Consider the following 22,103-nt stretch of genomic DNA (forward strand, 5'->3'; position numbering starts at 1 on the left):
AACCTTCGACCAATTGGTTAAAAGCCAACTGCTCTACCGACTGAGCTAACGACCCATTCAGGTTTCGCCTCAGCAGGCCATGCCGTGCTGAGGGCGCCTATAATACCGCTTTGTGATTCTCATGCAAGTGTAAATTCCCGATTTTTTGTTGTTTGCATGAAAAACAAACTGGGCGGATGTTTTTTAGTTAAATCATGGTTTAATTGCCGCCAATTGCTGCTGTGCAATCCTTGCTGCAGCGCTGTTTGCGTACTGTTTCACCACTTGCTGATAGTAGTTCTTTGCTGCCGTTTTATCGCCTGTTTTTTCGGCAATCAGCCCAAGTTTAACCAGACTGTCGGCCCGCTTACCCGATTCTTTGAAGTTATCGACCACATTGGCAAAAGCGGTTTTGGCTTCGGCAAATTCATTCTTATTATAGAGCAGTTGCCCGAGCCAATAGTTGGCGTTATCGGCAAAGCCCGAATTGGGGTACTGCTTGATAAAGTCACGAAATGCCGGAATTGCTGCGTCGTACTGGCGCTCTTTCAGTACCAGATCGACCGCCCTTTGATAGCTGTCGGTCTCGGACAAAGACGAACTGGCCACCACATTTGATGGGGTTTGGCTGACGGCGGGCGCCGCAGGCTTGCTTTGCAGGTTGGCGATTTCGTCATAGAGCTGGCGCTGACGCTGCAACATCTGGTTTATCTGATAGTTCTGTTGTTCGGTCAGGCCTCGGAGTTCCAGCACCTCCTGCTGCAGAGTATCCATTCTGCGCATGGTCTCAAACTCGGCTTGCTGACGGGCCTTGATGATCCGCTCAAGGCGGGCGATGCGATCCTCACTGGAACCGCCGCCAATGTCTTCAACGGGCGCTGGGGCCGCATAAGCGACCCCAGTTCCCAGAAGCATGGCCGTGATGATAACGGCTTTCTTCATTCTTCAATGTCCCTCTAATGCCGGGATCAATACACCAGCACAGCGCGACGGTTCTTGGCAAAACCTTCGTCTGTGTGGCTCATATCCAGAGGCTTCTCTTCACCATAGCTGACAATGCTCATCTGGCTTGGCAGTACACCCATACCCTGCAGGTACTTGGCTACAGCCTTGGCGCGGCGCTCACCCAGAGCTATGTTGTACTCAGGCGTACCACGCTCGTCGGCGTGGCCTTCGATCAACACGCGTACGTTAGGATGTTCAACCAGATAAGTACCGTGGGCTTCCAGAATTTCAGCAAATTCTGTCTGCACTTCACTGCGGTCAAAATCAAAGTAGATGATGTGTTCTTTACGCAGTTCCTGGAACTTGAGGCGCTGCTGCTCTTCCGGGCTCAAAACCGGATTGGCGCCACCGATTTCCACGCCGCCGGCACCATTGCCGTACTCGCTACCGGAAGTTGTCGAACCGCTGGCGTCCGTTTCTGATTCTGAAGTTGAGCTACAGGCACCCAGAGCCAGTAATGGCGCAGCGATTACGATTGCCTTAAACAACTTGTTGAGATCCATCATGTTATCCTTCTGAAATATAAGTTATAGAAACGGTGACCAAGCGGGTGATTTCACCTCGCCCTGCCCCACTGGCAACCGCGCCTTGAAACGGCCATCGACAGATACCGCTGCCAGCACCTGCTTGCCGTTATAGGTGGTGCCATAAATCACCATGGTGCCGTTAGGGGCAACGCTGGGTGACTCATCGAGCCGGGTTGAGGTCAACACCTGCATAAAACGCGTCTGCAGATCCATACGGGCAATATTGTATTTGCCGTTGGTTCTGTTGACGAAAATCATACTGCGGCCATCAGGGGTCACAGTACCCCCCAGGTTCCACTCGCCTTCGAATGTCAGGCGGGTCACCTTGCCTGAGGCCAACTCTACCTGATATAGCTGGGGCCTGCCACCCCGCTCGGAGGTGAACAGCAGCGACTTGCCATCGGGGAACCAAGTAGCTTCGGTATCAATGGCATAGTGATTAGTGATCCGCTTGAGCGCACCCGTGGCTATCTCTACTACGTAGACCTCAGGTTGACCGTCACGGGACAGAGTCACCGCCAGCTTGCTGCCATCGGGCGAGAAGCTCGGCGAGCCGTTGATACCGGGGAAGCTGGTAACCTTGGTGCGGCTCTGACTATAGATATCCTGGACAAATACTTCGGCCTTTTTGTTTTCGAAACTGACATAGGCCAGCTTGCGCCCGTCCGGAGACCAGGCAGGAGACATCAAAGGCTCAGGCGATCGCAGCAGCATTTGTTCATTGTAGCCGTCGTAGTCGGCAATCATCAGGCGGTAGGGATTCTTCTCCTGGTGATTAACCACCACATAGGCGATACGAGTCAAAAAGGCGCCGCGGATCCCGGTTAGCTTCTCGTAGACTATATCGCTGATCCTGTGACCATACTGGCGGAACTGTGCTTCGCTGATGACGGTTTCGCGGCTATCCAGCAGCAGCTCGCTGCGGGACTGAGGGCCACCGGACTGCATCTGCGCCTTCACCAGATCCACCAAATCAAAGCTCACCAGATACTTACCGGCGCCATAGGGTTTCACATAGCCCATCACCACGGCTTCGGCAGAAACATTTTTCCAGGCGGTGGCATTGAACTCGTCCATCTTGCTGATGGCGCGCTGACCCAATGACAATTCATCCAGTGGTTTGAAGGTACCGCTGCGGGTCAAATCGGACATCACTACATCCGAAATCGACTCTGGGGCCGGTCCAGTGCCCTGCCAGACAAATGGCACCACGGCGATGGGGCGCGCGGCGTCCACCCCTTCGGTGATCACTATATCCAGTGCCGCCTTTGCCGGCAGCACCAGCACAGCCAGCAAACAGATAAGACTCTTGGCAATTCGTTTCATGGGGCTCCCTTAGTTGAATTCCGGTCTAACTTCTAAATTGATCTCTTTCATCAGCTGATACACATCAGGCTCCTGGGAAACCGGTAAACGCCCGGCCTTGTTGATGGCGGCCTTGGCGGCGCGACATACCACAGGATCCCCTTCGATGATCTGGCTGTTGGTGACAAAACCGTCTTTGGCCAGACGCACCTTGACCTTACAGACTTTACCCCGCATAGACTCATCCACCACCAGATTGCGCTGAATAGTGGCGGTGATCATCGCCCGGTAACGGTCGACTTCACTCATGACCTGACGATTACGGGTAGCAGACAAGGCGGCTTGCTCGGCGGCCAGCGCATCGGCCAACTCCTGCTCCTGACGGCGACGGGCCTCTTCCTCGGCCTTGCGTTTACGCTCGGCTTCCTCTTTGGCCTTTCGCTCAGCTTCTTTGCGTTTTCGCTCCTCTTCCGCTTTTTTGGCGGCGGCTTCTTCAGCCTTGCGTTTCTGCTCTGCCTTAAGAGCAGCCTCTTCGGCTTCCTTACGCTGTTGCTCCTTGGCCTTACGCTCGGCCTCAGCCTTCTGGGCTTTTTCTTTCTCCTGCTGCTCTTTCAGCTTGGCAGCCTTGGCAGCATCGGCAGCTTTCTGGGTTTCCAGCTCTTTTTGCTTGCGCTCGACTTCCAGCTTGCGGATCCGTTCCTGCTCCTGCTCACGGGCCTTTTTGGCTTCATTGGCCTTGCGATCCAGCTCCTGCTGCCGTTCGCGCTCACGGCGCTCGGCGGCGGCCTTGTCCTGTTTCAGCTTCTGGACATAGTCATCCACTTTCTGTTGATCGACCACCACGGCCTGCACAGGCGCAGACTGAGCCTGTGGTGTCGGCAATTTGGATTTGTCCTGAAAGTCCACGCCCATGGCCAGAATCGCAATAACCCCGATATGCAGCACAGCTGAGATGATAAAGGGGACAGTAAAATCAGATTTCCCAGCCACTTACTTCTCCTCTGGCGAATCTGTCATCAAACCGACCGAAGGCACGCCGGCATTTTGCAGCGACACCATCAGTTGGATTACCCGCTCGTAGGGAATGGCGCGATCGCCCTTGACCACCACGGGGCGATCCGGCTCCATCTTGATGATGGCGCTGACCCGGGTGCTGATCTCTTCCAGATCCAGCACCTCATTATTGGGTGAGCCACCCAAGTCGAGAAAATACTCACCCTCGGCATTGATGGAGGCCACCACAGGCGGCTTGCTGTCGGCGGGCAGCGGCTCGGCCTTACCCTGAGGCAAGTCCACTTTCACCCCCTGAGTCACAATCGGCGCCGTCACCATAAAGATGATCAGCAGCACCAACATCACGTCGATATAGGGCACCACATTGATTTCAGCGACGGGGCGACGCCGCTTGCGCTGATATCCCTGCATCATACGGCTTCCTTATCGCTGTATGCCTGACGGTGCAATATACCGGAGAACTCTTCCATAAAGTTGGCGTAGGAAGACTCGACCTTTTCCACCTGAGTGGAGAATCTGTTATAAGCGATAACCGCTGGAATCGCGGCGAACAAGCCCATGGCGGTAGCGATAAGCGCTTCGGCAATACCCGGTGCCACCATGGCCAGAGTGGCATTTTCAACCGCGCCCAAGGCGATAAAGGAGTTCATGATCCCCCAAACTGTACCAAACAGGCCGATATAGGGACTGGTGGAGCCTATGGTTGCCAAGAGTGGCAGATGGGTTTCCAGCTTATCCAACTCTTTGGAGAGGGAGATCCGCATGGCGCGATAGCTGCCATCCATAATGGCTTCTGGCACCCGGCCGTTCAGTTTCGACAGGCGGGCGTATTCCTTAAAACCGGATACGAACATGGACTCAAGCCCTGAGTTACTTTCCTGGCGGGCCGACAGCTCCTGGTATAAACGATTGAGATCCACACCGGACCAAAACTTCTCTTCGAAGCGTTCGGCATTTTGCCTGGCCGCTTTCAGGAGTTTGCGCCTCTGGATAATCACAGCCCAGGACGCGATAGACAGAGACAATAAGGTGAGCATCACCAGTTTTACCAACAGACTGGCCTGCATGAACAATCCAATAAACGAAATCTCAGCTTCCACCTTTTTTAAACTCCTGCAATATGTGTTGGGGAATGGCCAATGGCCGCATGCGCTCGAGCGAAATACAGGCAACCAGAATGCTGGCTGCGCAATAACACTCACCCTCGGCATCTACCAGGCGCTGTTCAAACACCAAAGATGCCCGCTTCACTTCTGAGACACGGGTTTCCACCCAAAGGTTCTGCTCAAATCGCGCCGCCTTGCAGAAATCCAGCTCGGCATGGCGTACCACAAAGGCGATATCCTGCTGCAACAGGGCGGTTTGGCTCACCAACATAGACCTGAGCCACTCACTTCGGGCTCTTTCAAAAAATTTCAAATAGTTGGAATGGTAAACCACCCCACCCGCGTCTGTGTCTTCATAATAGACAGTGATAGGCCAACGAAACATGCTTCCACTTGCTTTTAATGCGCCAAAAGTGAGGCCTACTATACCTTATCCACAATCCGCTTGTGAATGGCGGAAAAAGCAAAGGGGCCCGCAGGCCCCAGTTTATTTTTTCAAGGCTTAACTTAAGCTTAACCGTCGATTTTGCTCGGCAGGGTCAAGCCAAAGTTGTGCCACAGGAAGGTGAAGATATCCGTCGCTTCATCTATCTTCATCGCCGTGGGTTTACCTGCACCGTGACCGGCATTGGACTCGATACGCATGATAACCGGCTGATCCCCCTGCTGCTTGGCCTGCATCATGGCGGCAAACTTGAAGCTGTGCAGCGGCACCACCCTGTCGTCATGATCGGCTGTCATCACCATGGTCGCAGGATAAGCCTGAGACTTGACGTTGTGATATGGCGAGTAAGCCAGCAACGCCGGGAACTGCTCGGCATTGTCGGCACTGCCGTATTCACTGGTCCAGGCCCAGCCTATGGTAAACTTGTGGAATCTGAGCATATCCAGTACCCCTACGGCGGGCAGCACGGCGGCAAACAGATCCGGTCTTTGGGTCACGGCGGCGCCCATCAACAAACCACCATTACTGCGGCCATAGGCGCCAAGCTTGCTCTTGTTGGTATAGCCCTGGTCCAACAGGTATTCGGCTGCGGCAAAATAGTCGTCAAACACATTTTGCTTCTTGTCGAACATACCGGCCTGGTGCCAGCTCTCACCATATTCGGCGCCGCCACGCAGGCTGGGCACAGCATAGATGCCGCCCATATCCAGCCAGGCGATATTGGCCGGGCTGAATCTTGGGGTCATGGAGATGGCAAAACCACCATAGGCATACAGGAGTGTCGGGTTGGTGCCGTCTTTCTTCAGCCCTTTCTTGTATGACAGCATCATGGGCACCTTGGTACCGTCCTTGCTGGTGTAGAACACCTGCTCGGATACATAATCATCCGGATTGAAGGCGATTTTAGGGCTCTGGTACAGCTCGGACTCACCTTTCTTGAAGTCAAACTTATAGGTGGTCTGCGGCTGCACATAACTGTTGAAGGTGTAATAGAAGTAGTCTTTGCTGCGCTTGCCGTATGGGCCGGCAATCTTGCCTTTGCCCGGCAGAGTCACGTCCTGGCGCTTGACGCCGCCCATGGAGTAGATGGACAGCTGTCCCAGCACATCATGCAGTGAGCTCACCACCAGATGATCATTGATGATACCGACACTGGCGATAGGATCCTTTGTCTCAGGGATCACTGTCTTCCAGTCTTTTTTGGCCGGACGGCGCAAATCTATCGCAATCACTTTGCCGTTGGGGGCATCGAGATCTGTCTTGAAATAGAACACTGACTTGTCGTTGCCGATAAAGCTGTACTCGGCTTCCAACTCGGAAATCAGCTCGACCACTTCCGCTTTTGGATCTTTGAGTGACTTATAGAAGAAGCGGTTGCGGCTGTCGGTCCCTTGAGAGATGGACAGCAGCAGATAGTCACCGTCTTCAGAAACACCGATACCAAAGCCCCAGTCCTTGTTTTGCGGTCTTTCATAAACCAGCTTGTCCTGGCTCTGATCTGTGCCCAGCTTATGGTAGTAAACCTTTTGGTTGAAGTTGACATCGGCCATCTTGTCTCCGCCGGCCGGGGCATCATAGCGGGCATAGAATACGCCTTCGTTGGCATGATCCCACACGGCAGAGGAGAACTTGATCCACTCCAGTTTGTCGCTGAGCAGCTTGCCGCTGGCAATATCCATAAACTGCCACTGTTGCCAGTCGGAGCCGGACTCGGAGACACCATAGGCCAGCACCTTGCCATCGTCACTCACTGACACGCCGGACAGGGCAACTGTGCCCTTGTCGGAGAAAGCGTTGGGATCCAACAACACCTTCTCATTACCCTGCTTGTCTTTGACATAGAGCACTGACTGGGCCTGCAGACCGTCGTTGCGGTAGTAGAAGGTGTTGTCACCCTTTTCAAAGGGGGCAGAGATTTTTTCGTAGTTCCACAGGGTGGTGATCCTGTCGACTACCGCCTGCTTGTTGGGGATAGCCGACAGATATTCCTGTCCAAAAGCTTGCTGAGCCTTGACCCAGGCTTCGGTTTCCGGGGTGCTTTCTTCCAGGTGGCGATAAGGATCGGCAACCTGAACACCGTGAATATTTTCAACCAGCACTTCGGCGCGGGTCGCCGGATACTGGGACTTAACGGCAGCCAGCGAGCTCTGGCCATTTGGAGTATCTGTGCTCTGGCAGGCGCCGAGCGCCAGGCTCAAGCCTACAGCCAACAGCATAGGGCGAGCCAATTTTGTAGTTATTGTCATGGAAACTTCCTGTCCGACTAAATAAAGAGGCGTACAGCGGCGTTTTAGCAAAAAATGCAAACGCAGCGACTTGCAAAGTACTATACAAGCAAAAAAAACCGACACAATCGTCAAATGACAATCTGTGCAAGGATTGAACAATGACAAATGTTAATAAAACGGCAACAAGGATTAATTATATAAATTGCAGATTTATGCATCCACATTGAGTAAAGAAGCGAAACACGGGCTATAAGTGCATTTACGTGACCTGCATCACCTTTGTGACATTAGTTTTACTTATCTCATGACGTAGTTTTTCTCGCTTGTTGCTGACACATTCTGTCACTAAAATGTGCCTCGTTTTCAGGAAGTATTTACCCCGGTAAATATGAAAACCAAGAACTTCAAAACTGTTGTGTAGTTTTCATGGCAGTTTTCCCTGGTTCTTATGCTTGACTTCCTTCCTTCAATTTGTTGATTGCAATGATTTAATTTTTGCGGCCCGCTTGTTTCAAGTGGGCTTTTTTTTATGTTTTAATCGCCACCTTTCCCAAAGACAACAAGGACCCGTATGTCACTGCTGCGTATATTGCTTGCTTACCTGTTACTGCTGGTCGGCGCTTTTTCAACTTATGTCTGTATTTTTGGTGCCTTCCAGAGCCTGCCGGAGCAACAACCGGCAAAATACTTTATGGTTATCTTCGGCGCCTTGCTGGCGGCTGTCAGCCTCACCCTCGCCGGTTTTCTCAACCGCCGCCGTAACTGGTGCCGCTCCAGCGGTATCGCCTTGTTGGCGGCAGCAGGTTTGGCGCTTTTGATCATAGTGTCCGATGCATCATACCAAGACACGGCCCAGTTGCCGCCGATGATCGCCTTAAACGATTATACGGTCGGTGGGCCCGTGGTTATTTTGGTGCTGATACTCGGCGGCTTGCTGCTGTGGCAAGGTCTCAAGCAGGCCCGAAAGTCGATAGAAGAACTCAGTAAAGAAACTGAGTAATCAAGGCGTTGCTCTGAGCGGGACATTAGTCAAGCGCCAAAGTCAGCCGATGTAACCCCACAGGGGCTTAGAGCGTTAAGCTGTGTTACTCTCGAGTTACCTGCAATCATTGCCGTAAGCAACACAGAAGCCGTGGCAGACTTTGATGTTTTATCTTGTGCCGCGCGCTCTTATACAGTGGCGCCAGCCACAAACAGGGGTGATAGAGAAATGGCTCACGAACTGGATACTCTGGATCTCAATCTGATGCGCCTACTTAAGGCGGTTGTCGACAATCGCAGTATCAAGTTGGCCGCCATGCAACTTGGGATCTCTCAGCCCAGCGCCAGCCGGGGTGTAATGCGCCTGAAGCAAACCTTCCAGGATCCCCTGTTTGTCCGAAAACCCCATGGTGTAGAGCCCTCTCCCATGGCGCTGCGCCTGGCAGAAGAGTTTGACAATATTCTGGCCCCTATCGAGAAAGTCCTGCTGGAGTTCGAAGACTTCAGCGCCGACACCTACACAGGGCAAATAGCCATAGTGACAGATCCCTACCTGATGGATGAACAGGGACAAAGATTGCTGCAAAGCTGTCACCAGGCCTTTCCCAAAGCCAGCTTCACCTTTTCCAGCTGGAACGGTTACAGCCATGATGAGATGCTCGAAGGCATACATGACTATTGTATTTTGGATCAGGAAACCGAGCTGTCCAAGGATATCTATATGCGGCCGCTGTTCACCGAAAAACGGGTGATCCTGGCACGCAAAAATCATCCGCTGCTCGGCGATGAAAATGATTGGCAGACAGTGTCCACGCTGCCGATAGTCTCCCTGCCTGCACCGGCCTCCTACAATCCGCAATGCACTGTGGAGTCAGAGTACCAGCGTATGGGTTATCAGCCCCATGTGCTGCTCAAGTCCTACAATCTTAGGGTCGCCTGCCAGATGTTGCTGGAAACCGACGCCATCATGTACGCCAGTCAAGGCACTGCCAGGTTGATGCCGGAGCTGGCCTCCTTCCCCATGCCCCAGGTCAATCGGGAGTTCAGCCACTTCGTGGTGTCCGGCGGCTTTTTGCAGACCTACCGTAATCACCCGCTGCACCGGCATCTTCACAAGGTAATGCAAGATACCTTTCAGCCATCGCAAGCGTCAGTCCAGACTGAAATAGATATTCAAAATTGAATATCTCAATTACCTACCAACTCAAAAATTGACCGGTTAACCTAGTGGCGTAAGTTTGGAATTGCTACTTAATTTTGTTGTTACTCCGTTTTTCATCACCTATCTGGCCAGATAGTTCCGGGTGTAATGCGCAATTCTCCGTTATGCATATTTTTAATTTCATGTAGAAGGTGAATTATGATCCTTGCACGCGTATTTCTATTGTTTGCGATTTCCGCCGAAGTGGCGGGTACCAGTACCATGAACCTGCTGGGACCCGAAGGCTCAATCTGGGGCTACCTGTTGATGTACCTCTTGATTGGTGTGTCCTACTTCTTTTTATCACTGGCGGCGAAGAAGATTGCCATAGGCGTGGCTTATGCGGTTTGGGAAGGTTTGGGCATAGCCCTGATCACCCTGGTATCCATGCTGCTGTTTGATTCCAGGCTCAACCCGCAGGAGCTTGCCGGACTGGCCTTGGCCATCCTGGGTATAGTGTTGGTGACTCTGGGGGAGAGCCATGAAGGTGATAAAACCAAAGTTCAGGATACCGGCTTGGGAGCAAACAGCACCGCCGGTAACCTGTAACGGAGGCGAACATGAACCAGTTTCTGACGCTCTCCTTTGGCTATGTGGTGCTGGCCGCCTTGATTGATATTGCCGCCAATATGGCGCTCACCCGCTCCAATGGGTTCAAGCGTAAATTGTGGGGCGCGCTGGCAATCCTGCTGGTGCTGAGCGCTTTTACTCTGCTGGCACAGGCAGTGAAAGAGATAGACTTGGCGATCGCCTACGCCTCCTGGGGCGCCATAGGCATTTTGGGAACGGCTATCGGCGGCGCATTGCTGTTCAAACAAAGACTCAAGCCCATAGGCTGGGTCGGCATAGCCGTGGTTATCGCCGCGGTTATCACCATGAAAACAGCCTAAGAGCAGAAGGAATAAGTAAGGTCGAAATAAGCAAAAAGGCGCCCGAGGGCGCCTTTCTTATGCTCACTCTTTTATTAAAAACAATAAAGAGTTGTGCTCACTAAAGGGACTTATTTGGTACCGAAGATCTTGTCACCGGCATCACCCAGACCAGGCAGGATATAGCCCTTATCGTTCAGGCACTTATCGACAGACGCCGTGTAGAGTTCGATATCAGGATGCGCCTCTTCCAGCGCCTTGACGCCTTCAGGAGCCGCAACCAACACCAGCGCCTTGATATGCTTACAACCACGCTTTTTCAGCAAGTCTATGGTGCAAATCATGGAGCCGCCGGTAGCCAGCATAGGGTCAACAACCAGTGCCAAACGCTCTTCCATATCGCTGGCGAGTTTCTCGAAATAAGGCACAGGCTCCAGGGTTTCTTCATCACGGTAAACACCGACCACTGAGATACGGGCACTGGGAATGTTCTCCAGCACGCCGTCCATCATGCCAAGACCGGCACGCAGAATAGGCACTACAGTCACCTTCTTGCCTTTAATCTGCTCCACTTCAACGGGACCGTTCCAGCCCTCAATGGTCACAGTTTCGGTTTCCAAACCTGCGGTTGCCTCGTAGGTTAACAGGCTGCCAACCTCGGCGGCGAGCTCACGAAAACGCTTGGTGCTGATCTCAGCTTCGCGCATCAAACCGATTTTGTGGCGTACCAGCGGGTGTTTAACCTCGACAACTTTCATTCTTTTTCTCCTGATCTTGCGGGCGGGACTAGCAATCAGACTGGCGGCTCCCGGCGTGCAGAGCACAAACCAGCCGGATTTGGGCAAATTTCTGAGATTTTAGTTGATTTGTTCCGGCGGTAAAACAGAAAGTTTTATAAATCTGGTAAATCGTGACTTATATCCCTATGAATAAAGTGCAATCTTGGCTTTCGACCCCCCCGGCAAACTGCTAGAATAGCGCCGCATAAAATCCATAACGATGTACCCGAGAGGATCAAGTGAGTACCCCTACCCCACTGAGCTATAAAGACGCCGGTGTCGATATCGATGCAGGCAACGCACTCGTCAATAACATCAAGTCCGTAGTCAAACGCACTCACCGTCCTGAAGTCATGGGCAACCTGGGTGGTTTTGGCGCCCTGTGTGAACTGCCAACCAAATACAAGCACCCTGTGCTGGTTTCCGGTACCGATGGCGTGGGCACCAAACTGCGCCTGGCCATTGACTTCAAAAAGCATGACACTGTCGGTATCGACCTGGTGGCCATGTGTGTCAACGACCTGCTGGTACAGGGGGCCGAGCCGCTGTTTTTCCTCGACTACTATGCTACCGGCAAGCTGGACGTCAATGTGGCGACCGATGTGGTCACAGGTATCGGCGAAGGCTGCTTCCAATCCGGTTGTGCCCTGATCGGTGGTGAAACCGCCGAAATGCCCGGCATGTACGAAGGCGCTGACTATGATCTAGCCGGTTTCTGTGTTGGTGTGGTGGAAAAAGAAGCCATCATCGACGGCAGCAAGGTACAGGCCGGTGATGCACTGATAGCCCTGGGCTCCAGTGGTCCTCATTCCAACGGTTACTCACTGATCCGTAAAGTCCTGGAAGTCAGCCAGGCCGACCCACAGCAAGATCTGGACGGCAAGCCGCTTATCGATCACCTGCTGGAACCGACCCGCATCTATGTCAAACCTTTGCTGGAACTGCTGGACAAACACCCGGTTCACGCCATGGTACACATCACAGGCGGCGGTTTCTGGGAAAACATTCCAAGGGTACTGCCAGAAGGTGCCAAGGCCGTTATCCAGGGCGAGTCCTGGCAGTGGCCCAGCGTATTCAACTGGCTCAAGCAAGCCGGTAATATCACAGAACATGAAATGTACCGCACCTTTAACTGTGGTGTCGGTATGATAGTTGCCCTGCCTCAGGCCGAAGCCGCCGCCGCCATTGAGCTACTCAAGGCCAAAGGTGAAAACGCCTGGCAGATAGGCACTATCGCCAATCGTAATCAACAAGAAGAGCAAGTGGAGATCCTTTAATGCAGGAGAGTTGTCGCATATTGGTAATGATTTCGGGCAATGGCAGTAATTTGCAGGCTGTTATCGACAGCTGTGATAGCAAGATGCCAGGGCGCGTGGTCGGGGTGATCAGCAACAAGGCCGATGCCTATGGTCTGATCCGGGCCCATCATGCCGAAATAGACACCAGTTGCGTCATCGCCCGCAAAGAAGAGTCCCGCGCCCAATACGATGCCAGACTGCAGGCGGCTATCGACAGATATCAGCCCGACCTCATCGTATTGGCCGGCTTTATGCGTATTCTCAGTGATGAGCTGGTCAGCCGTTACCAGGGCAAGATGCTCAATATCCACCCGTCACTGCTGCCCAAGTATCCTGGATTGGATACCCACAAGCGCGCCATCGAAGCCGGTGACAGCGAACATGGCGCCAGTGTTCATTTCGTTATCCCGGCACTGGACAGTGGCCCGGTGATTTTGCAGGCCAAGGTACCTGTGTTTGCCGATGACACAGTGGAAACTCTGGCGGCCAGGGTGCACGAGCAGGAACACGCCATCTACCCGATAGTGGTGCGCTGGTTCTGCCAGGGTCGGCTGAAGATGGTTGACGGTAAGGCCTGGCTCGACGATGAAGCCATTGGCCCCAACGGCTACGCCCCGGACTGATCTCTGAGTAAACTTAGATTGATTAATTCAGCAAAAAGGAGCCATACGGCTCCTTTTTTCATTCCAACAATGGCTATTACGGCTGTGGCGCAAGCTTGCTTCTTCCCTTAATTTACCCGGATATGACGCTCCGTTACCGGCTTTTTACAGCGGCCAATTGTAATTTTATGACCAATGGCGTTAGATAGGGGCAGTTATCAGGACAGAACGAGACGCGCATGAAGAATATTATCTGCGATATAGACGGCGTGCTGATGCACGACAACAAGTTAATCCCCGGCAGTGACAAGTTTATCGCCCGGGTACTGGAACAGGGAAACCCCTTGGTTATCTTGACCAACTATCCGGTACAAACGGGCAAAGATCTGCAAAACCGCCTCGGCGCCGCCGGGCTGCATATTCCCGAAGAGTGCTTCTATACCTCGGCCATGGCGACCGCCGACTTTCTCAAGCACCAGGAAGGCAGCAAGGCGTTTGTCATAGGTGAAGGTGCCCTCACCCACGAGCTTTACAAGGCCGGCTTTACCATTACCGATATCAACCCCGACTTTGTTATCGTCGGCGAAACCCGCTCCTACAATTGGGACATGATCCACAAGGCCGCCCGCTTTGTTGCCGCCGGCGCCCGTTTTATTGCCACCAACCCGGATACCCATGGCCCGGCTTATAGTCCCGCCTGTGGCGCTCTCTGTGCGCCTATTGAGAGAATAAGCGGTCGCAAGCCCTTCTACGTGGGTAAACCCAGCAGTTGGATCATCCGCTCGGCCCTGAACCATATAGATGGTCATTCCGAAAATACCGTGATTATCGGTGATAACATGCGTACCGATATTCTGGCCGGTTTTCAGGCCGGACTGGAAACCATACTGGTCACCAGTGGTGTCAGCAAGCTGGAAGACATAGAGAAAGAGCCCTTCCGACCCAACCATGTCTTTGCCTGCGCCGCCGACATAGATGTGATCTGAAACCATTGGTAACATTCCTTTTACCGCCTCCGCTTGTGTCGGGGGCGTTTTTTCGTCCATGATAGCGCACGGGCAAGGGCAAAGCCTTTGCCACTCCATACCTGACAATAAAAGCAACAACAGGATCCGTTATGCGCTTGATGATCCCCCTGTGTACCCTGGCACTCTTGAGTGCCTGCAGCCAAAACAATACTGCCGACGACCCCATCCGCGTTGTCAGTTTCAATGAACAAGAGTTTCGCCAGGACATCCAAACCCTGGCCTCGGATGAATTTGAAGGCCGGGCGCCAACAACCCGCGGCGAGCAGCTGACTTTGGACTATCTCAGCAAGGCCTTTACCGATATGGGGCTTGAGCCCGGCGCCAGCGGCAGCTTTTTGCAAAAAGTGCCCATGGTGAGCTATACCGCCAGTGAAACCCAGGCAATACAGCTGGCCGGTATCGATTTTCAATATCCCCAAGATCTGGTGCTCGGCAGTCGCCATGATGTCGAACGCGTCGATATCACCAACGCGCCGCTGGTGTTTGTCGGTTACGGTATCAACGCCCCCGAGTACGACTGGAACGACTACCAGGGCCTGGATATGAAGGGCAAAATCGCCCTTATTCTGGTGAATGACCCGGGCTTTGCCCGCCCGGATCTCGGTAAATTCAACGGCAAGGCAATGACCTATTACGGCCGCTGGACCTACAAGTATGAAGAAGCCAGCCGTCAGGGTGCATTGGGCGCCATTATCATTCACGACACGGCTCCTGCCGCTTATCCCTGGTCTGTGGTGGAAAACAGCTGGACCGGCCCACAGCAGGATCTGGCCTCGGATTCCGGCAACGAGCGAGTGGCAGTAGAAGGCTGGATAACCCTGGATGCCGCCAAAAAGGTGTTTGCCAAAGCCGGGCTTGAACTGGACAGCGCCATCAGCCGCGCTGCTCACGGCCCACTGCAACTGACGCTGGGGCAAACCGCCAGCATAGGTTTCGATAACAAGGCCGAGTATGGCGACAGCTACAATGTGGTTGCCACTCTGCCGGGCAGCAGCCGTGCCAATGAGCATATTCTGTTTACCGGCCACTGGGATCATTTGGGCATGAGCAGTTCGGCCGAAGGCGACAGGGTGTTCAATGGTGCCATGGACAACGCCTCCGGCATCGCCGGCATGCTGGCCATCGCCCGTGAGTTTGCCGCCGACGCCAAGGCTGGCAAGCGCCTCAAGCGTTCGCTGACTTTTATCGCCACCACAGGCGAAGAGCAAGGTCTGCTGGGATCACGTTTCTATGCCGCCCAACCGGCGTACCCTTTGGAAAACACCATAGGGGTGATTAATCTCGACAGCACCAATATCTATGGCCGCACCAAAGACTTCACCATAGTGGGCAAAGGCAAGTCTGAGCTTGAGCGTTATCTGGAAGCCGCGCTCAAGACCCAGGGCCGCTATGCCACAGCAGAGAAACACCCCGAGACCGGCGGTTTCTTCCGCTCGGATCACTTCAGTTTTGCCCAGTATGGCGTACCTGCGGTATTTGCCGGTGGCGGCAGCGAACCTGTGGATCAGGCCACCGCTGACTACAAAGCAGCAATGAAGCAGCAGATGAAAGGCTGCTATCACAACCTCTGTGATGAGTATCATGCCAACTGGGATCTCTCCGGTGCGCTGGAAGATCTCGCCGTGTACTACAAGGCCGCCAAAGGCTTGGCGGATTCTGCCGACCGCCCGGGTTATTTCAAGGGCACAGAGTTTTATAGCCTGCGGCCGGAAACCGGCGTTGCTCCGGCGATTTAACCAGACACATTTCCCCATCCCCAAAGGCGCCTCCGGCGCCTTTTTGCGTTGTTTTCCAGGCAGATAAATCAATCGCCGATAAAAGCAGCGGCTTTGGGAAAGTGCCAATTTGCACGCTGTTACAGCGAGCTAAAATGCAGATCTTTCACCAATTAAGCGATTAAACTGTTTAACCCTCAAAAAAACAGGTCGTAAAGCGCATTATAATTTACAAATTTAGCCATTTTTATGACTTATATTCAAAAATAAAACTTGGCTTTTGAGAATTCTACAGGCAAAGTGAAGCCATTGCTGAAGAAACACCAAGTTTGGAGTCTTACCATGTGTTCAATTTTTGCCATTCTCGATATCCAGTCTGACGCCGCCTCTCTGAGAAGCACTGCGCTGGAGATGTCCAAACTGATGCGCCACCGCGGCCCGGACTGGTCGGGTATTCATACCACTCCAAGAGCGATTCTCGCCCATGAGCGGCTGGCCATTGTCGATATCGAACACGGCGCCCAGCCGCTGTTATCTGAAGATGGCCAGTTGGTATTGGCAGTCAACGGTGAAATCTACAACCACAAAGAACTCAAGGCCGAGCTCGGCGACAAGTACAGCTACCAGACCAACTCGGATTGCGAAGTGATCCTGGCGCTGTATCAGGAATATGGCTGCGACTTTCTCGATAAGCTCAACGGTATTTTTGCCTTCGTCCTCTACGACAAGGCCAAGGACTGCTACCTCATAGGCCGGGATCACATGGGGATCATCCCGCTTTACACCGGCCGCGATACCAGCGGTAACTTCTATGTCGCCTCCGAGATGAAGGCACTGGTCCCCGTATGTAAAACTGTGGAAGTATTCAGCCCCGGGCATTACCTCTTCAGTGAAGATGACGCGCCGGTGCAATACTATCGGCGTGACTGGCGCGACTATGAAGCGGTAGCCCAAAACAGCGCCTCCAGCGAAGAGCTGCGCGAAGCGTTGGAAGCCGCGGTAAAGCGCCAGTTGATGTCAGATGTGCCCTATGGCGTTTTGCTATCTGGCGGGCTGGACTCCTCGGTGATTTCCGCCATAACCCAAACTTTTGCCAAGCGCCGTATTGAAGACAACGATGCCTCCGATGCCTGGTGGCCACAGCTGCACTCCTTTGCCGTGGGCCTGAAAGGGGCGCCGGATCTGGCGGCGGCACAAAAGGTCGCCGATGCCATAGGCACCATACACCATGAGCTGCACTTCACCTTCCAGGAAGGCCTGGATGCCATCAAGGAGGTGATTTATCACCTGGAAACCTATGATGTCACCACCATTCGCGCTGCAACCCCCATGTATTTGATGGCGCGCAAGATCAAGGCTATGGGGATCAAGATGGTGCTCTCGGGCGAAGGGGCCGATGAACTGTTCGGCGGTTACCTCTATTTCCACAAGGCACCAAACGCCCGCGCCTTCCACGAAGAACTGGTGCGTAAACTCGACAAGCTGCACCTGTACGACTGCCTGCGGGCTAACAAGGCCATGGCAGCCTGGGGCCTGGAAGCCCGGGTACCTTTCCTCGACAAGGAGTTTATGGACGTGGCCATGCGCCTGAACCCAGAAGCCAAGATGTCGCGCGATGGCCGGATTGAAAAGCATATTCTGCGTGAAGCCTTCGAGCATAAGCTCCCGGCCGAAGTCGCCTGGCGCCAGAAAGAGCAGTTCAGTGACGGTGTGGGTTACTCCTGGATTGACGGCCTGAAAGAACATGCCGCCGCCCAGGTGGAAGATAAAGAGCTGGCCAACGCCCGTTTCCGCTTCCCGCACAACACGCCGGAAACCAAGGAAGCCTACTTCTATCGCTGTTTCTTTGAAGAACACTTCCCGCTGGAGTCGGCAGCACTGACTGTACCGGGTGGTAAATCGGTTGCCTGCTCTACCCCGGAAGCGCTGGCCTGGGATGAGAGCCTGTCAGGCATCATAGATCCTTCCGGCCGAGCGGTGCGCTCTGTGCATACCGCATCTTATTGAACTTAAGTAAAAACCATAAAGGCGCCGAATGGCGCCTTTATTCATTAGCGGGCATCAAAACTTAAATTCGCTTCTGTGCCACTTTATTTGCTTTGAGCTTGTTCACTTGCGCCTTGTTCTCATCACTCTAAGCCCGGCCGTTGCTTGGTCACGCTCAACTTGCCGCTGCCGGCAGCGCTCAAGAATCGCCTGCCGCTCGCTGTCCGTTGCCTGATGCCAGGCCAGAATTTCTTCCAGCGTCCTGAAGCACCCCAGGCAAACATCCTGCAGGTCCAGGCAGCAGTGACGAATACAGGGAGAGTCCACCCTGTTACTGCGCTTTGGTTGCCTGGACATATTGGCTTCCTAGCTGCCGCGTTTAAGATAGCTTGGCTGATGCAGCTCAGTAACCTCCAGCGAGACACTGTCGATTTTGGCCGCAGTTGGCTCCAGTGCGGCAAACACGCTTTGGGTCAGAGCTTGCTTTTGCTCATCGGTGCGTCCCGGCATAATGGCCAAACGCACATGGATAAAGCTTTGAGCGCTGTCCTCCCCTACCAGGAAATGTTCACAGGCATGCGACCTACTCTTGATGGCAGATGGTGTGAACAAGCCTGAATCTATGGCACCTTGGTGCACCGCCTGAACCAGCTTGGCAATCGACAACTGCTGCGCCAGGGGCGCCGAATACTCAATAATACAGTGAGGCATAATCCTTCCTTGTTAAAGGCAGAAGCGTCTGGGTCTATTCAGACCAGACGGCATACTCATTTTGGCTCGGGCAGCGGAAATGAAAGCGCCGGCCACCGGGAAAACTGAAAATATCTTTGCAGATCTCACCGCCATGAGTCTTGACGGCCTCCAGACTGGCGTTCAGATCATTTGAGTAAATCACCAACAAGGGGCTGCCGTTGAGGGTATCAAAGCTCAGTGATGAGCGAAAAAAACCTCCATCGATCCCGGCCTGGCTAAAGCAGCTGTAATCCGGGCCGTAATCAACAAAGCCCCAGCCAAACACCGCCTGAAAAAACGCCTTGGTGGCTTCCAGCTCCCGGGCGGGAAGTTCAAGATAATTAATCCTATGATGTAACGCCATGGCTTTCCCCCCGCCGCTTGGGCGACTTGATTGCTGTGATACTTAAGTACTTATTATTTTGGGCGGCTGAAACTTGGGCCGGAGCTATCGCTCAAGCAGGCTTGTCATAGTTATAGCAAGCGCTGCAGCGTTACACTGGCCAGCCCTATCAGACCGCCAAAGACACCGCCCCAGACAACCAACCAGCCCAGGTGAGTTTTAATCATCTGCTGCACCATCTCCTTGACCAACTGCGGCGTAAGCTCGGCCAGCCGCTGCTCGACAATATCCTGAATTTGGCTACGCATATCCGCCATCACCCCGGGCTGTTCCAGTTCGCCCTTGAGCAGCTCGTAAAAATCATCGCTCTTGGCAATATCTGCCAGAGATTGCTGCATCTTTTCGATAAAGGGTTGCTTGAGTGGGGTGAGCGCTTCTTCACCGCCAAACATGGATAACATACCACCCAATGAAGATTGGGCAACCGTGGCCACCAAAGCATCGAAGGCTGGAGCCAAGTCCACCTTGCCGATAACGCCGGACAGATCCAGGCTCTGTTTGTCGGAGCGGGTCGACAGGAAACGGTCTATGTTGGCCTCAGAGAAGAACTGCTCCATCATCAGCTCGCTGATAGCTTGCTTGAACTGTTCGAAACGGGCCGGGATCACCCCTGAACCATAGAGACCCGGTACTTTTTCAAACAACATATGCACCGCCAGCCAGTTGGTAATGGCGCCGGATACGGCAAACAGGCCGATGTTGAATAACACATCAGAGTGCATGCCATAGCCGGTAAGCATAATGGCCAGCGCCAAGAGGTTGGTAACGGCGCTCTTGTCGAGCACAGGTGTCTGTTGTACTGCTGTTTTCAATCTGAAATCCCCTGAAATTAAAACCCGCTAATGGTAGCAAACAGGGGGCAGCAGATTAAAGTAGTGCGTGATACAGACCTTGCTCTGTGCCATCTGTCTCGACTTGTTGAGACAGTTCGCCAAATTCACGCTTGACCGCCAGCACCTTGGCATCCTGAGCCAAAGTTCGGGCTCGGCAAGTCAGCTCTTTGGCAATGCCCTGACCACGGTAATCGGGCAATACGAAAAGATCATCCAGATACCATAAAGGCTTTAGCAACAAGGAGGAGAATGAGGGAAAAACCTGAGTGAAGGCCACCGGATAATCACCCTCGGTGGCGATGAAGATCATCGAATCGTTTTCCAGTAAGCGGGCCCGTAAAAATTCACGGCAACGACTCAGATCCGAGCCCTGCCCCAGTTCCTGCCGATACTCGTCAAACAGCAGGACCAGTTGTTCCAAATCCATTTCAGTAGCCAAACGTATTTGCATTTTTCATCCCTGAATACAAGTTGAAATTTTACTATTTGCCAGAGGCAAAACGACAATAAACTCCTTAAACAACGCAAGGTTAACATAGAAAAGCTTATCTGGCAGCAGCTTTAATCGCCCTCCCCATGCCAGTTCCCGTTCATGCCTATCCCGGTAGCCGTTTTCAACGAGCACACAAACCCAAGCGGATTTAGCCATATTGACCGGCGATAACAACTGCCCCCCGCCATTAAGCAAGTCACCCGGCCACTCCAAGGCTCCTAAATAGTTCCCCCGGCCATCAAGCACTGAAACCGGCAATTTAAGCGAGGCAATCAATTGGAATATTGCTCATATGATTTGCCGGGCACAGTTGTTTTCATGGCGAATTATGTTGTCAACCCCCACAAAATCAGGGTTTTATAACCTTTGCTAAAAACTTGACCTTTGGCTAATTGTTTTCAAATTAAGTACTGGGTATTGTATAACCAATTCAAACGCTTAGCTTTAGCTTATTCTTAAGCGAAAGCTCTGCGACAACGATACTTTTCCGTTTGTAACGGTATTCAGGGACGAACAGCATGTCGCGCCCGTGCGGTAGCCATGGCTTTACTAAACGCTTTTTGTAGGGCCTGGGTTTTAGGGGGCTTGGTTTTAAGGCACTTAGTTTTAAAGCGCTTGGTTGCAGGGCTTGAAGCGCTCATGGTAAGCGCCTCAGAACTGATTTTTTATACAGTATTATTGGCGTTCTGGACAAAATGCCGGGAAGTTGCAGCTAAGGTTGCGCGTTATTTCCGTAACGCTTTAAAAAATATTATTAAATTCATATAGTTAAAAAGTGAAACGGGTAGATAGTAGGTTTGGAAACCGCGCATGCGCGTTTAGCTGCAAGGGATATTTGGACTAAATTGTATTATATCCAGCTAATACAAACAGATAGCGATGCGCGTTTACACTCCTCCGAGGACTAAAACGCGCATGCGTGCTATACAGCTGTTATACGGCATCGTACACGGGATACCTTTGTGTAAAATTTTTTCAATGAAGAGAAGGATTTACATCTTCATATAGCCGATTTTGGAGAAACCATTGAAGAAAATTGATCTTCACTTGCACACAATACCTACGGTCAGTGATGCGGATTTTACATTTTCGTTAGACAAGTTTATCGAGTACGTTAACTCTGCTGAACTTGATGCGGTAGCGATAACAAATCACGATATTTTCGATCTTGGACAATTCCATAAGATCGAAGCCGCTTTAGACTGTATCGTTTTCCCCGGCATTGAAATTAACCTAGACAATGGTCACATCTTAGTTATTTCCGAAAATAGAAATTTAGAAGAGTTTCAAATTAAAACAAATCTGGTTTCGGACAAGATCAAGGAAATTGGAGATTCAATAAGTGCAGGTGAACTAATCCAAATATTTGGCGATCTAAATAACTATTTGCTTATCCCTCATTACCAGAAAAAGCCCGCTGTCTCGAAAGACAACATTCAAGAACTAAATGCATTCATCTCTGCGGGCGAGGTTGACAGCCCCAAAAAATTTATCCGTATGGCGAGAGATGAAGCTGAGTTAACGCCAGTTCTATTTAGTGATTTAAGGATCAAGGAAGGCTTGCGTATTTTCCC

The 22,103-nt window shown here is 52.5% G+C and carries 25 protein-coding genes; 10 read left to right on the forward strand and 15 right to left on the reverse strand.

Translation table 11 applies throughout. The annotated features are described in order from the left end of the window. Positions 1-192 precede the first annotated feature (192 nt). The 8 genes from ybgF to ON072_RS19830 form a co-directional block, all read right to left on the reverse strand. A complete protein-coding gene (ybgF, locus tag ON072_RS19795; protein ID WP_025011957.1) occupies positions 193-921 on the reverse strand; it encodes a tol-pal system protein YbgF in 729 nt (242 codons plus the stop codon). A 26-nt stretch (positions 922-947) separates the two neighbouring features. Next, entirely contained in the window at positions 948-1,487 is a 540-nt protein-coding gene (pal, locus tag ON072_RS19800; protein ID WP_025889363.1) for a peptidoglycan-associated lipoprotein Pal, read from the reverse strand. Positions 1,488-1,511: 24 nt separating this feature from the next. Further along, complete coding sequence (gene tolB / locus ON072_RS19805) at positions 1,512-2,837, reverse strand: Tol-Pal system beta propeller repeat protein TolB (protein WP_156019495.1); 1,326 nt, start codon at positions 2,835-2,837, stop codon at positions 1,512-1,514. Positions 2,838-2,846: 9 nt separating this feature from the next. Continuing rightward, the gene (tolA, locus tag ON072_RS19810; protein WP_208141813.1) at positions 2,847-3,806 is read right to left on the reverse strand and encodes a cell envelope integrity protein TolA; all 960 of its coding nucleotides are present in this window, start codon (positions 3,804-3,806) and stop codon (positions 2,847-2,849) included. Next, positions 3,807-4,244, reverse strand: a complete 438-nt coding sequence (tolR, locus tag ON072_RS19815; RefSeq protein WP_025011954.1) for a protein TolR — start codon at positions 4,242-4,244, stop codon at positions 3,807-3,809. It abuts the gene before it with no gap. Next, on the reverse strand, positions 4,241-4,930 hold the full coding sequence (gene tolQ / locus ON072_RS19820; RefSeq protein ID WP_025011953.1) for a protein TolQ: 690 nt from the start codon (positions 4,928-4,930) through the stop codon (positions 4,241-4,243). The genes tolR and tolQ overlap by 4 nt, the downstream gene beginning before the upstream one ends. After that, complete coding sequence (gene ybgC / locus ON072_RS19825) at positions 4,920-5,321, reverse strand: tol-pal system-associated acyl-CoA thioesterase (protein ID WP_109248711.1); 402 nt, start codon at positions 5,319-5,321, stop codon at positions 4,920-4,922. The genes tolQ and ybgC overlap by 11 nt, the downstream gene beginning before the upstream one ends. 128 nt (positions 5,322-5,449) lie before the next feature. Continuing rightward, positions 5,450-7,627, reverse strand: a complete 2,178-nt coding sequence (locus tag ON072_RS19830; RefSeq protein ID WP_261753044.1) for a prolyl oligopeptidase family serine peptidase — start codon at positions 7,625-7,627, stop codon at positions 5,450-5,452. Positions 7,628-8,180: 553 nt separating this feature from the next. Here ON072_RS19830 and ON072_RS19835 point away from each other — a divergent pair. From ON072_RS19835 to ON072_RS19850, 4 genes are all read left to right on the forward strand, one after another. Further along, entirely contained in the window at positions 8,181-8,609 is a 429-nt protein-coding gene (locus ON072_RS19835; protein WP_208142841.1) for a hypothetical protein, read from the forward strand. 210 nt (positions 8,610-8,819) lie between these two features. Further along, on the forward strand, positions 8,820-9,773 hold the full coding sequence (locus tag ON072_RS19840) for a LysR family transcriptional regulator (RefSeq protein ID WP_115390256.1): 954 nt from the start codon (positions 8,820-8,822) through the stop codon (positions 9,771-9,773). 177 nt (positions 9,774-9,950) lie between these two features. Continuing rightward, on the forward strand, positions 9,951-10,340 hold the full coding sequence (locus ON072_RS19845) for an SMR family transporter (protein ID WP_025011949.1): 390 nt from the start codon (positions 9,951-9,953) through the stop codon (positions 10,338-10,340). A gap of 11 nt (positions 10,341-10,351) precedes the next feature. Then, positions 10,352-10,681 carry an SMR family transporter gene (locus tag ON072_RS19850; protein ID WP_028781645.1) on the forward strand — a complete coding sequence of 110 codons (330 nt, stop codon included), beginning with the start codon at positions 10,352-10,354 and terminating at the stop codon, positions 10,679-10,681. A 110-nt stretch (positions 10,682-10,791) separates the two neighbouring features. Here the strand turns inward: ON072_RS19850 and upp are convergent, their stop codons facing one another. After that, complete coding sequence (gene upp, locus ON072_RS19855) at positions 10,792-11,418, reverse strand: uracil phosphoribosyltransferase (protein WP_028781646.1); 627 nt, start codon at positions 11,416-11,418, stop codon at positions 10,792-10,794. 260 nt (positions 11,419-11,678) lie between these two features. On the opposite strand from upp, the gene purM reads away from it, so the two are divergent. The 5 genes from purM (at position 11,679) to asnB (ending at position 18,089) form a co-directional block, all read left to right on the forward strand. After that, the gene (gene purM / locus ON072_RS19860; protein WP_044734661.1) at positions 11,679-12,716 is read left to right on the forward strand and encodes a phosphoribosylformylglycinamidine cyclo-ligase; all 1,038 of its coding nucleotides are present in this window, start codon (positions 11,679-11,681) and stop codon (positions 12,714-12,716) included. Then, positions 12,716-13,360, forward strand: coding sequence for a phosphoribosylglycinamide formyltransferase (purN, locus tag ON072_RS19865; protein ID WP_025011947.1), 645 nt, complete (start codon positions 12,716-12,718; stop codon positions 13,358-13,360). The genes purM and purN overlap by 1 nt, the downstream gene beginning before the upstream one ends. Positions 13,361-13,578: 218 nt before the next feature. Continuing rightward, the gene (locus tag ON072_RS19870) at positions 13,579-14,325 is read left to right on the forward strand and encodes an HAD-IIA family hydrolase (RefSeq protein WP_025889385.1); all 747 of its coding nucleotides are present in this window, start codon (positions 13,579-13,581) and stop codon (positions 14,323-14,325) included. A gap of 131 nt (positions 14,326-14,456) precedes the next feature. Continuing rightward, positions 14,457-16,103: a M28 family metallopeptidase gene (locus ON072_RS19875; RefSeq protein ID WP_208137145.1), complete on the forward strand. Its 1,647-nt coding sequence runs from the start codon at positions 14,457-14,459 to the stop codon at positions 16,101-16,103. A 321-nt stretch (positions 16,104-16,424) separates the two neighbouring features. Next, positions 16,425-18,089, forward strand: a complete 1,665-nt coding sequence (gene asnB, locus ON072_RS19880; protein ID WP_274626158.1) for an asparagine synthase B — start codon at positions 16,425-16,427, stop codon at positions 18,087-18,089. Between the two features lie 102 nt (positions 18,090-18,191). Here the strand turns inward: asnB and ON072_RS19885 are convergent, their stop codons facing one another. From ON072_RS19885 to ON072_RS19910, 6 genes are all read right to left on the reverse strand, one after another. Then, complete coding sequence (locus tag ON072_RS19885) at positions 18,192-18,425, reverse strand: DUF1289 domain-containing protein (RefSeq protein ID WP_081737235.1); 234 nt, start codon at positions 18,423-18,425, stop codon at positions 18,192-18,194. Positions 18,426-18,434: 9 nt separating this feature from the next. Next, a complete protein-coding gene (locus ON072_RS19890) occupies positions 18,435-18,779 on the reverse strand; it encodes a 5-carboxymethyl-2-hydroxymuconate Delta-isomerase (RefSeq protein ID WP_261753048.1) in 345 nt (114 codons plus the stop codon). 34 nt (positions 18,780-18,813) lie between these two features. Beyond that, on the reverse strand, positions 18,814-19,164 hold the full coding sequence (locus tag ON072_RS19895; protein ID WP_144128448.1) for a VOC family protein: 351 nt from the start codon (positions 19,162-19,164) through the stop codon (positions 18,814-18,816). Positions 19,165-19,274: 110 nt separating this feature from the next. Then, complete coding sequence (locus ON072_RS19900) at positions 19,275-19,943, reverse strand: hypothetical protein (RefSeq protein WP_044735846.1); 669 nt, start codon at positions 19,941-19,943, stop codon at positions 19,275-19,277. 127 nt (positions 19,944-20,070) lie between these two features. Then, positions 20,071-20,487 (reverse strand): GNAT family N-acetyltransferase, encoded by a 417-nt coding sequence (locus ON072_RS19905; RefSeq protein ID WP_025011941.1) that lies wholly within the window; start codon positions 20,485-20,487, stop codon positions 20,071-20,073. 3 nt (positions 20,488-20,490) lie between these two features. After that, complete coding sequence (locus tag ON072_RS19910; protein WP_208138777.1) at positions 20,491-20,805, reverse strand: hypothetical protein; 315 nt, start codon at positions 20,803-20,805, stop codon at positions 20,491-20,493. Positions 20,806-21,555: 750 nt separating this feature from the next. Between ON072_RS19910 and ON072_RS19915 the strand changes: the two genes are divergently transcribed. After that, a partial coding sequence (locus tag ON072_RS19915; protein WP_446741088.1) for a PHP domain-containing protein occupies positions 21,556-22,103 on the forward strand: 548 nt, incomplete at its 3' end.

Origin of the sequence: Shewanella sp. K8 (assembly GCF_028823715.1) — a bacterium.
In the GTDB taxonomy this organism is placed as follows: Bacteria; Pseudomonadota; Gammaproteobacteria; order Enterobacterales; family Shewanellaceae; genus Shewanella; species Shewanella algae.

What these genes read in the sequence shown, in the direction of transcription:
- ON072_RS19830 (WP_261753044.1), bottom strand. Translation starts at nt 7,627, where the DNA reads ATGACAATAACTACAAAATTGGCTCGCCCTATGCTGTTGGCTGTAGGC.
- upp (WP_028781646.1), bottom strand. Translation starts at nt 11,418, where the DNA reads ATGAAAGTTGTCGAGGTTAAACACCCGCTGGTACGCCACAAAATCGGT.
- ON072_RS19835 (WP_208142841.1), top strand. Translation starts at nt 8,181, where the DNA reads ATGTCACTGCTGCGTATATTGCTTGCTTACCTGTTACTGCTGGTCGGC.
- ybgC (WP_109248711.1), bottom strand. Translation starts at nt 5,321, where the DNA reads ATGTTTCGTTGGCCTATCACTGTCTATTATGAAGACACAGACGCGGGT.
- ON072_RS19870 (WP_025889385.1), top strand. Translation starts at nt 13,579, where the DNA reads ATGAAGAATATTATCTGCGATATAGACGGCGTGCTGATGCACGACAAC.
- ON072_RS19900 (WP_044735846.1), bottom strand. Translation starts at nt 19,943, where the DNA reads ATGCTTACCGGCTATGGCATGCACTCTGATGTGTTATTCAACATCGGC.
- tolB (WP_156019495.1), bottom strand. Translation starts at nt 2,837, where the DNA reads ATGAAACGAATTGCCAAGAGTCTTATCTGTTTGCTGGCTGTGCTGGTG.
- tolR (WP_025011954.1), bottom strand. Translation starts at nt 4,244, where the DNA reads ATGATGCAGGGATATCAGCGCAAGCGGCGTCGCCCCGTCGCTGAAATC.
- ON072_RS19885 (WP_081737235.1), bottom strand. Translation starts at nt 18,425, where the DNA reads ATGTCCAGGCAACCAAAGCGCAGTAACAGGGTGGACTCTCCCTGTATT.
- ON072_RS19875 (WP_208137145.1), top strand. Translation starts at nt 14,457, where the DNA reads ATGCGCTTGATGATCCCCCTGTGTACCCTGGCACTCTTGAGTGCCTGC.
- ON072_RS19850 (WP_028781645.1), top strand. Translation starts at nt 10,352, where the DNA reads ATGAACCAGTTTCTGACGCTCTCCTTTGGCTATGTGGTGCTGGCCGCC.
- ON072_RS19840 (WP_115390256.1), top strand. Translation starts at nt 8,820, where the DNA reads ATGGCTCACGAACTGGATACTCTGGATCTCAATCTGATGCGCCTACTT.
- ON072_RS19905 (WP_025011941.1), bottom strand. Translation starts at nt 20,487, where the DNA reads ATGCAAATACGTTTGGCTACTGAAATGGATTTGGAACAACTGGTCCTG.
- ON072_RS19890 (WP_261753048.1), bottom strand. Translation starts at nt 18,779, where the DNA reads ATGCCTCACTGTATTATTGAGTATTCGGCGCCCCTGGCGCAGCAGTTG.
- asnB (WP_274626158.1), top strand. Translation starts at nt 16,425, where the DNA reads ATGTGTTCAATTTTTGCCATTCTCGATATCCAGTCTGACGCCGCCTCT.
- pal (WP_025889363.1), bottom strand. Translation starts at nt 1,487, where the DNA reads ATGGATCTCAACAAGTTGTTTAAGGCAATCGTAATCGCTGCGCCATTA.
- purN (WP_025011947.1), top strand. Translation starts at nt 12,716, where the DNA reads ATGCAGGAGAGTTGTCGCATATTGGTAATGATTTCGGGCAATGGCAGT.
- ON072_RS19845 (WP_025011949.1), top strand. Translation starts at nt 9,951, where the DNA reads ATGATCCTTGCACGCGTATTTCTATTGTTTGCGATTTCCGCCGAAGTG.
- ON072_RS19895 (WP_144128448.1), bottom strand. Translation starts at nt 19,164, where the DNA reads ATGGCGTTACATCATAGGATTAATTATCTTGAACTTCCCGCCCGGGAG.
- ybgF (WP_025011957.1), bottom strand. Translation starts at nt 921, where the DNA reads ATGAAGAAAGCCGTTATCATCACGGCCATGCTTCTGGGAACTGGGGTC.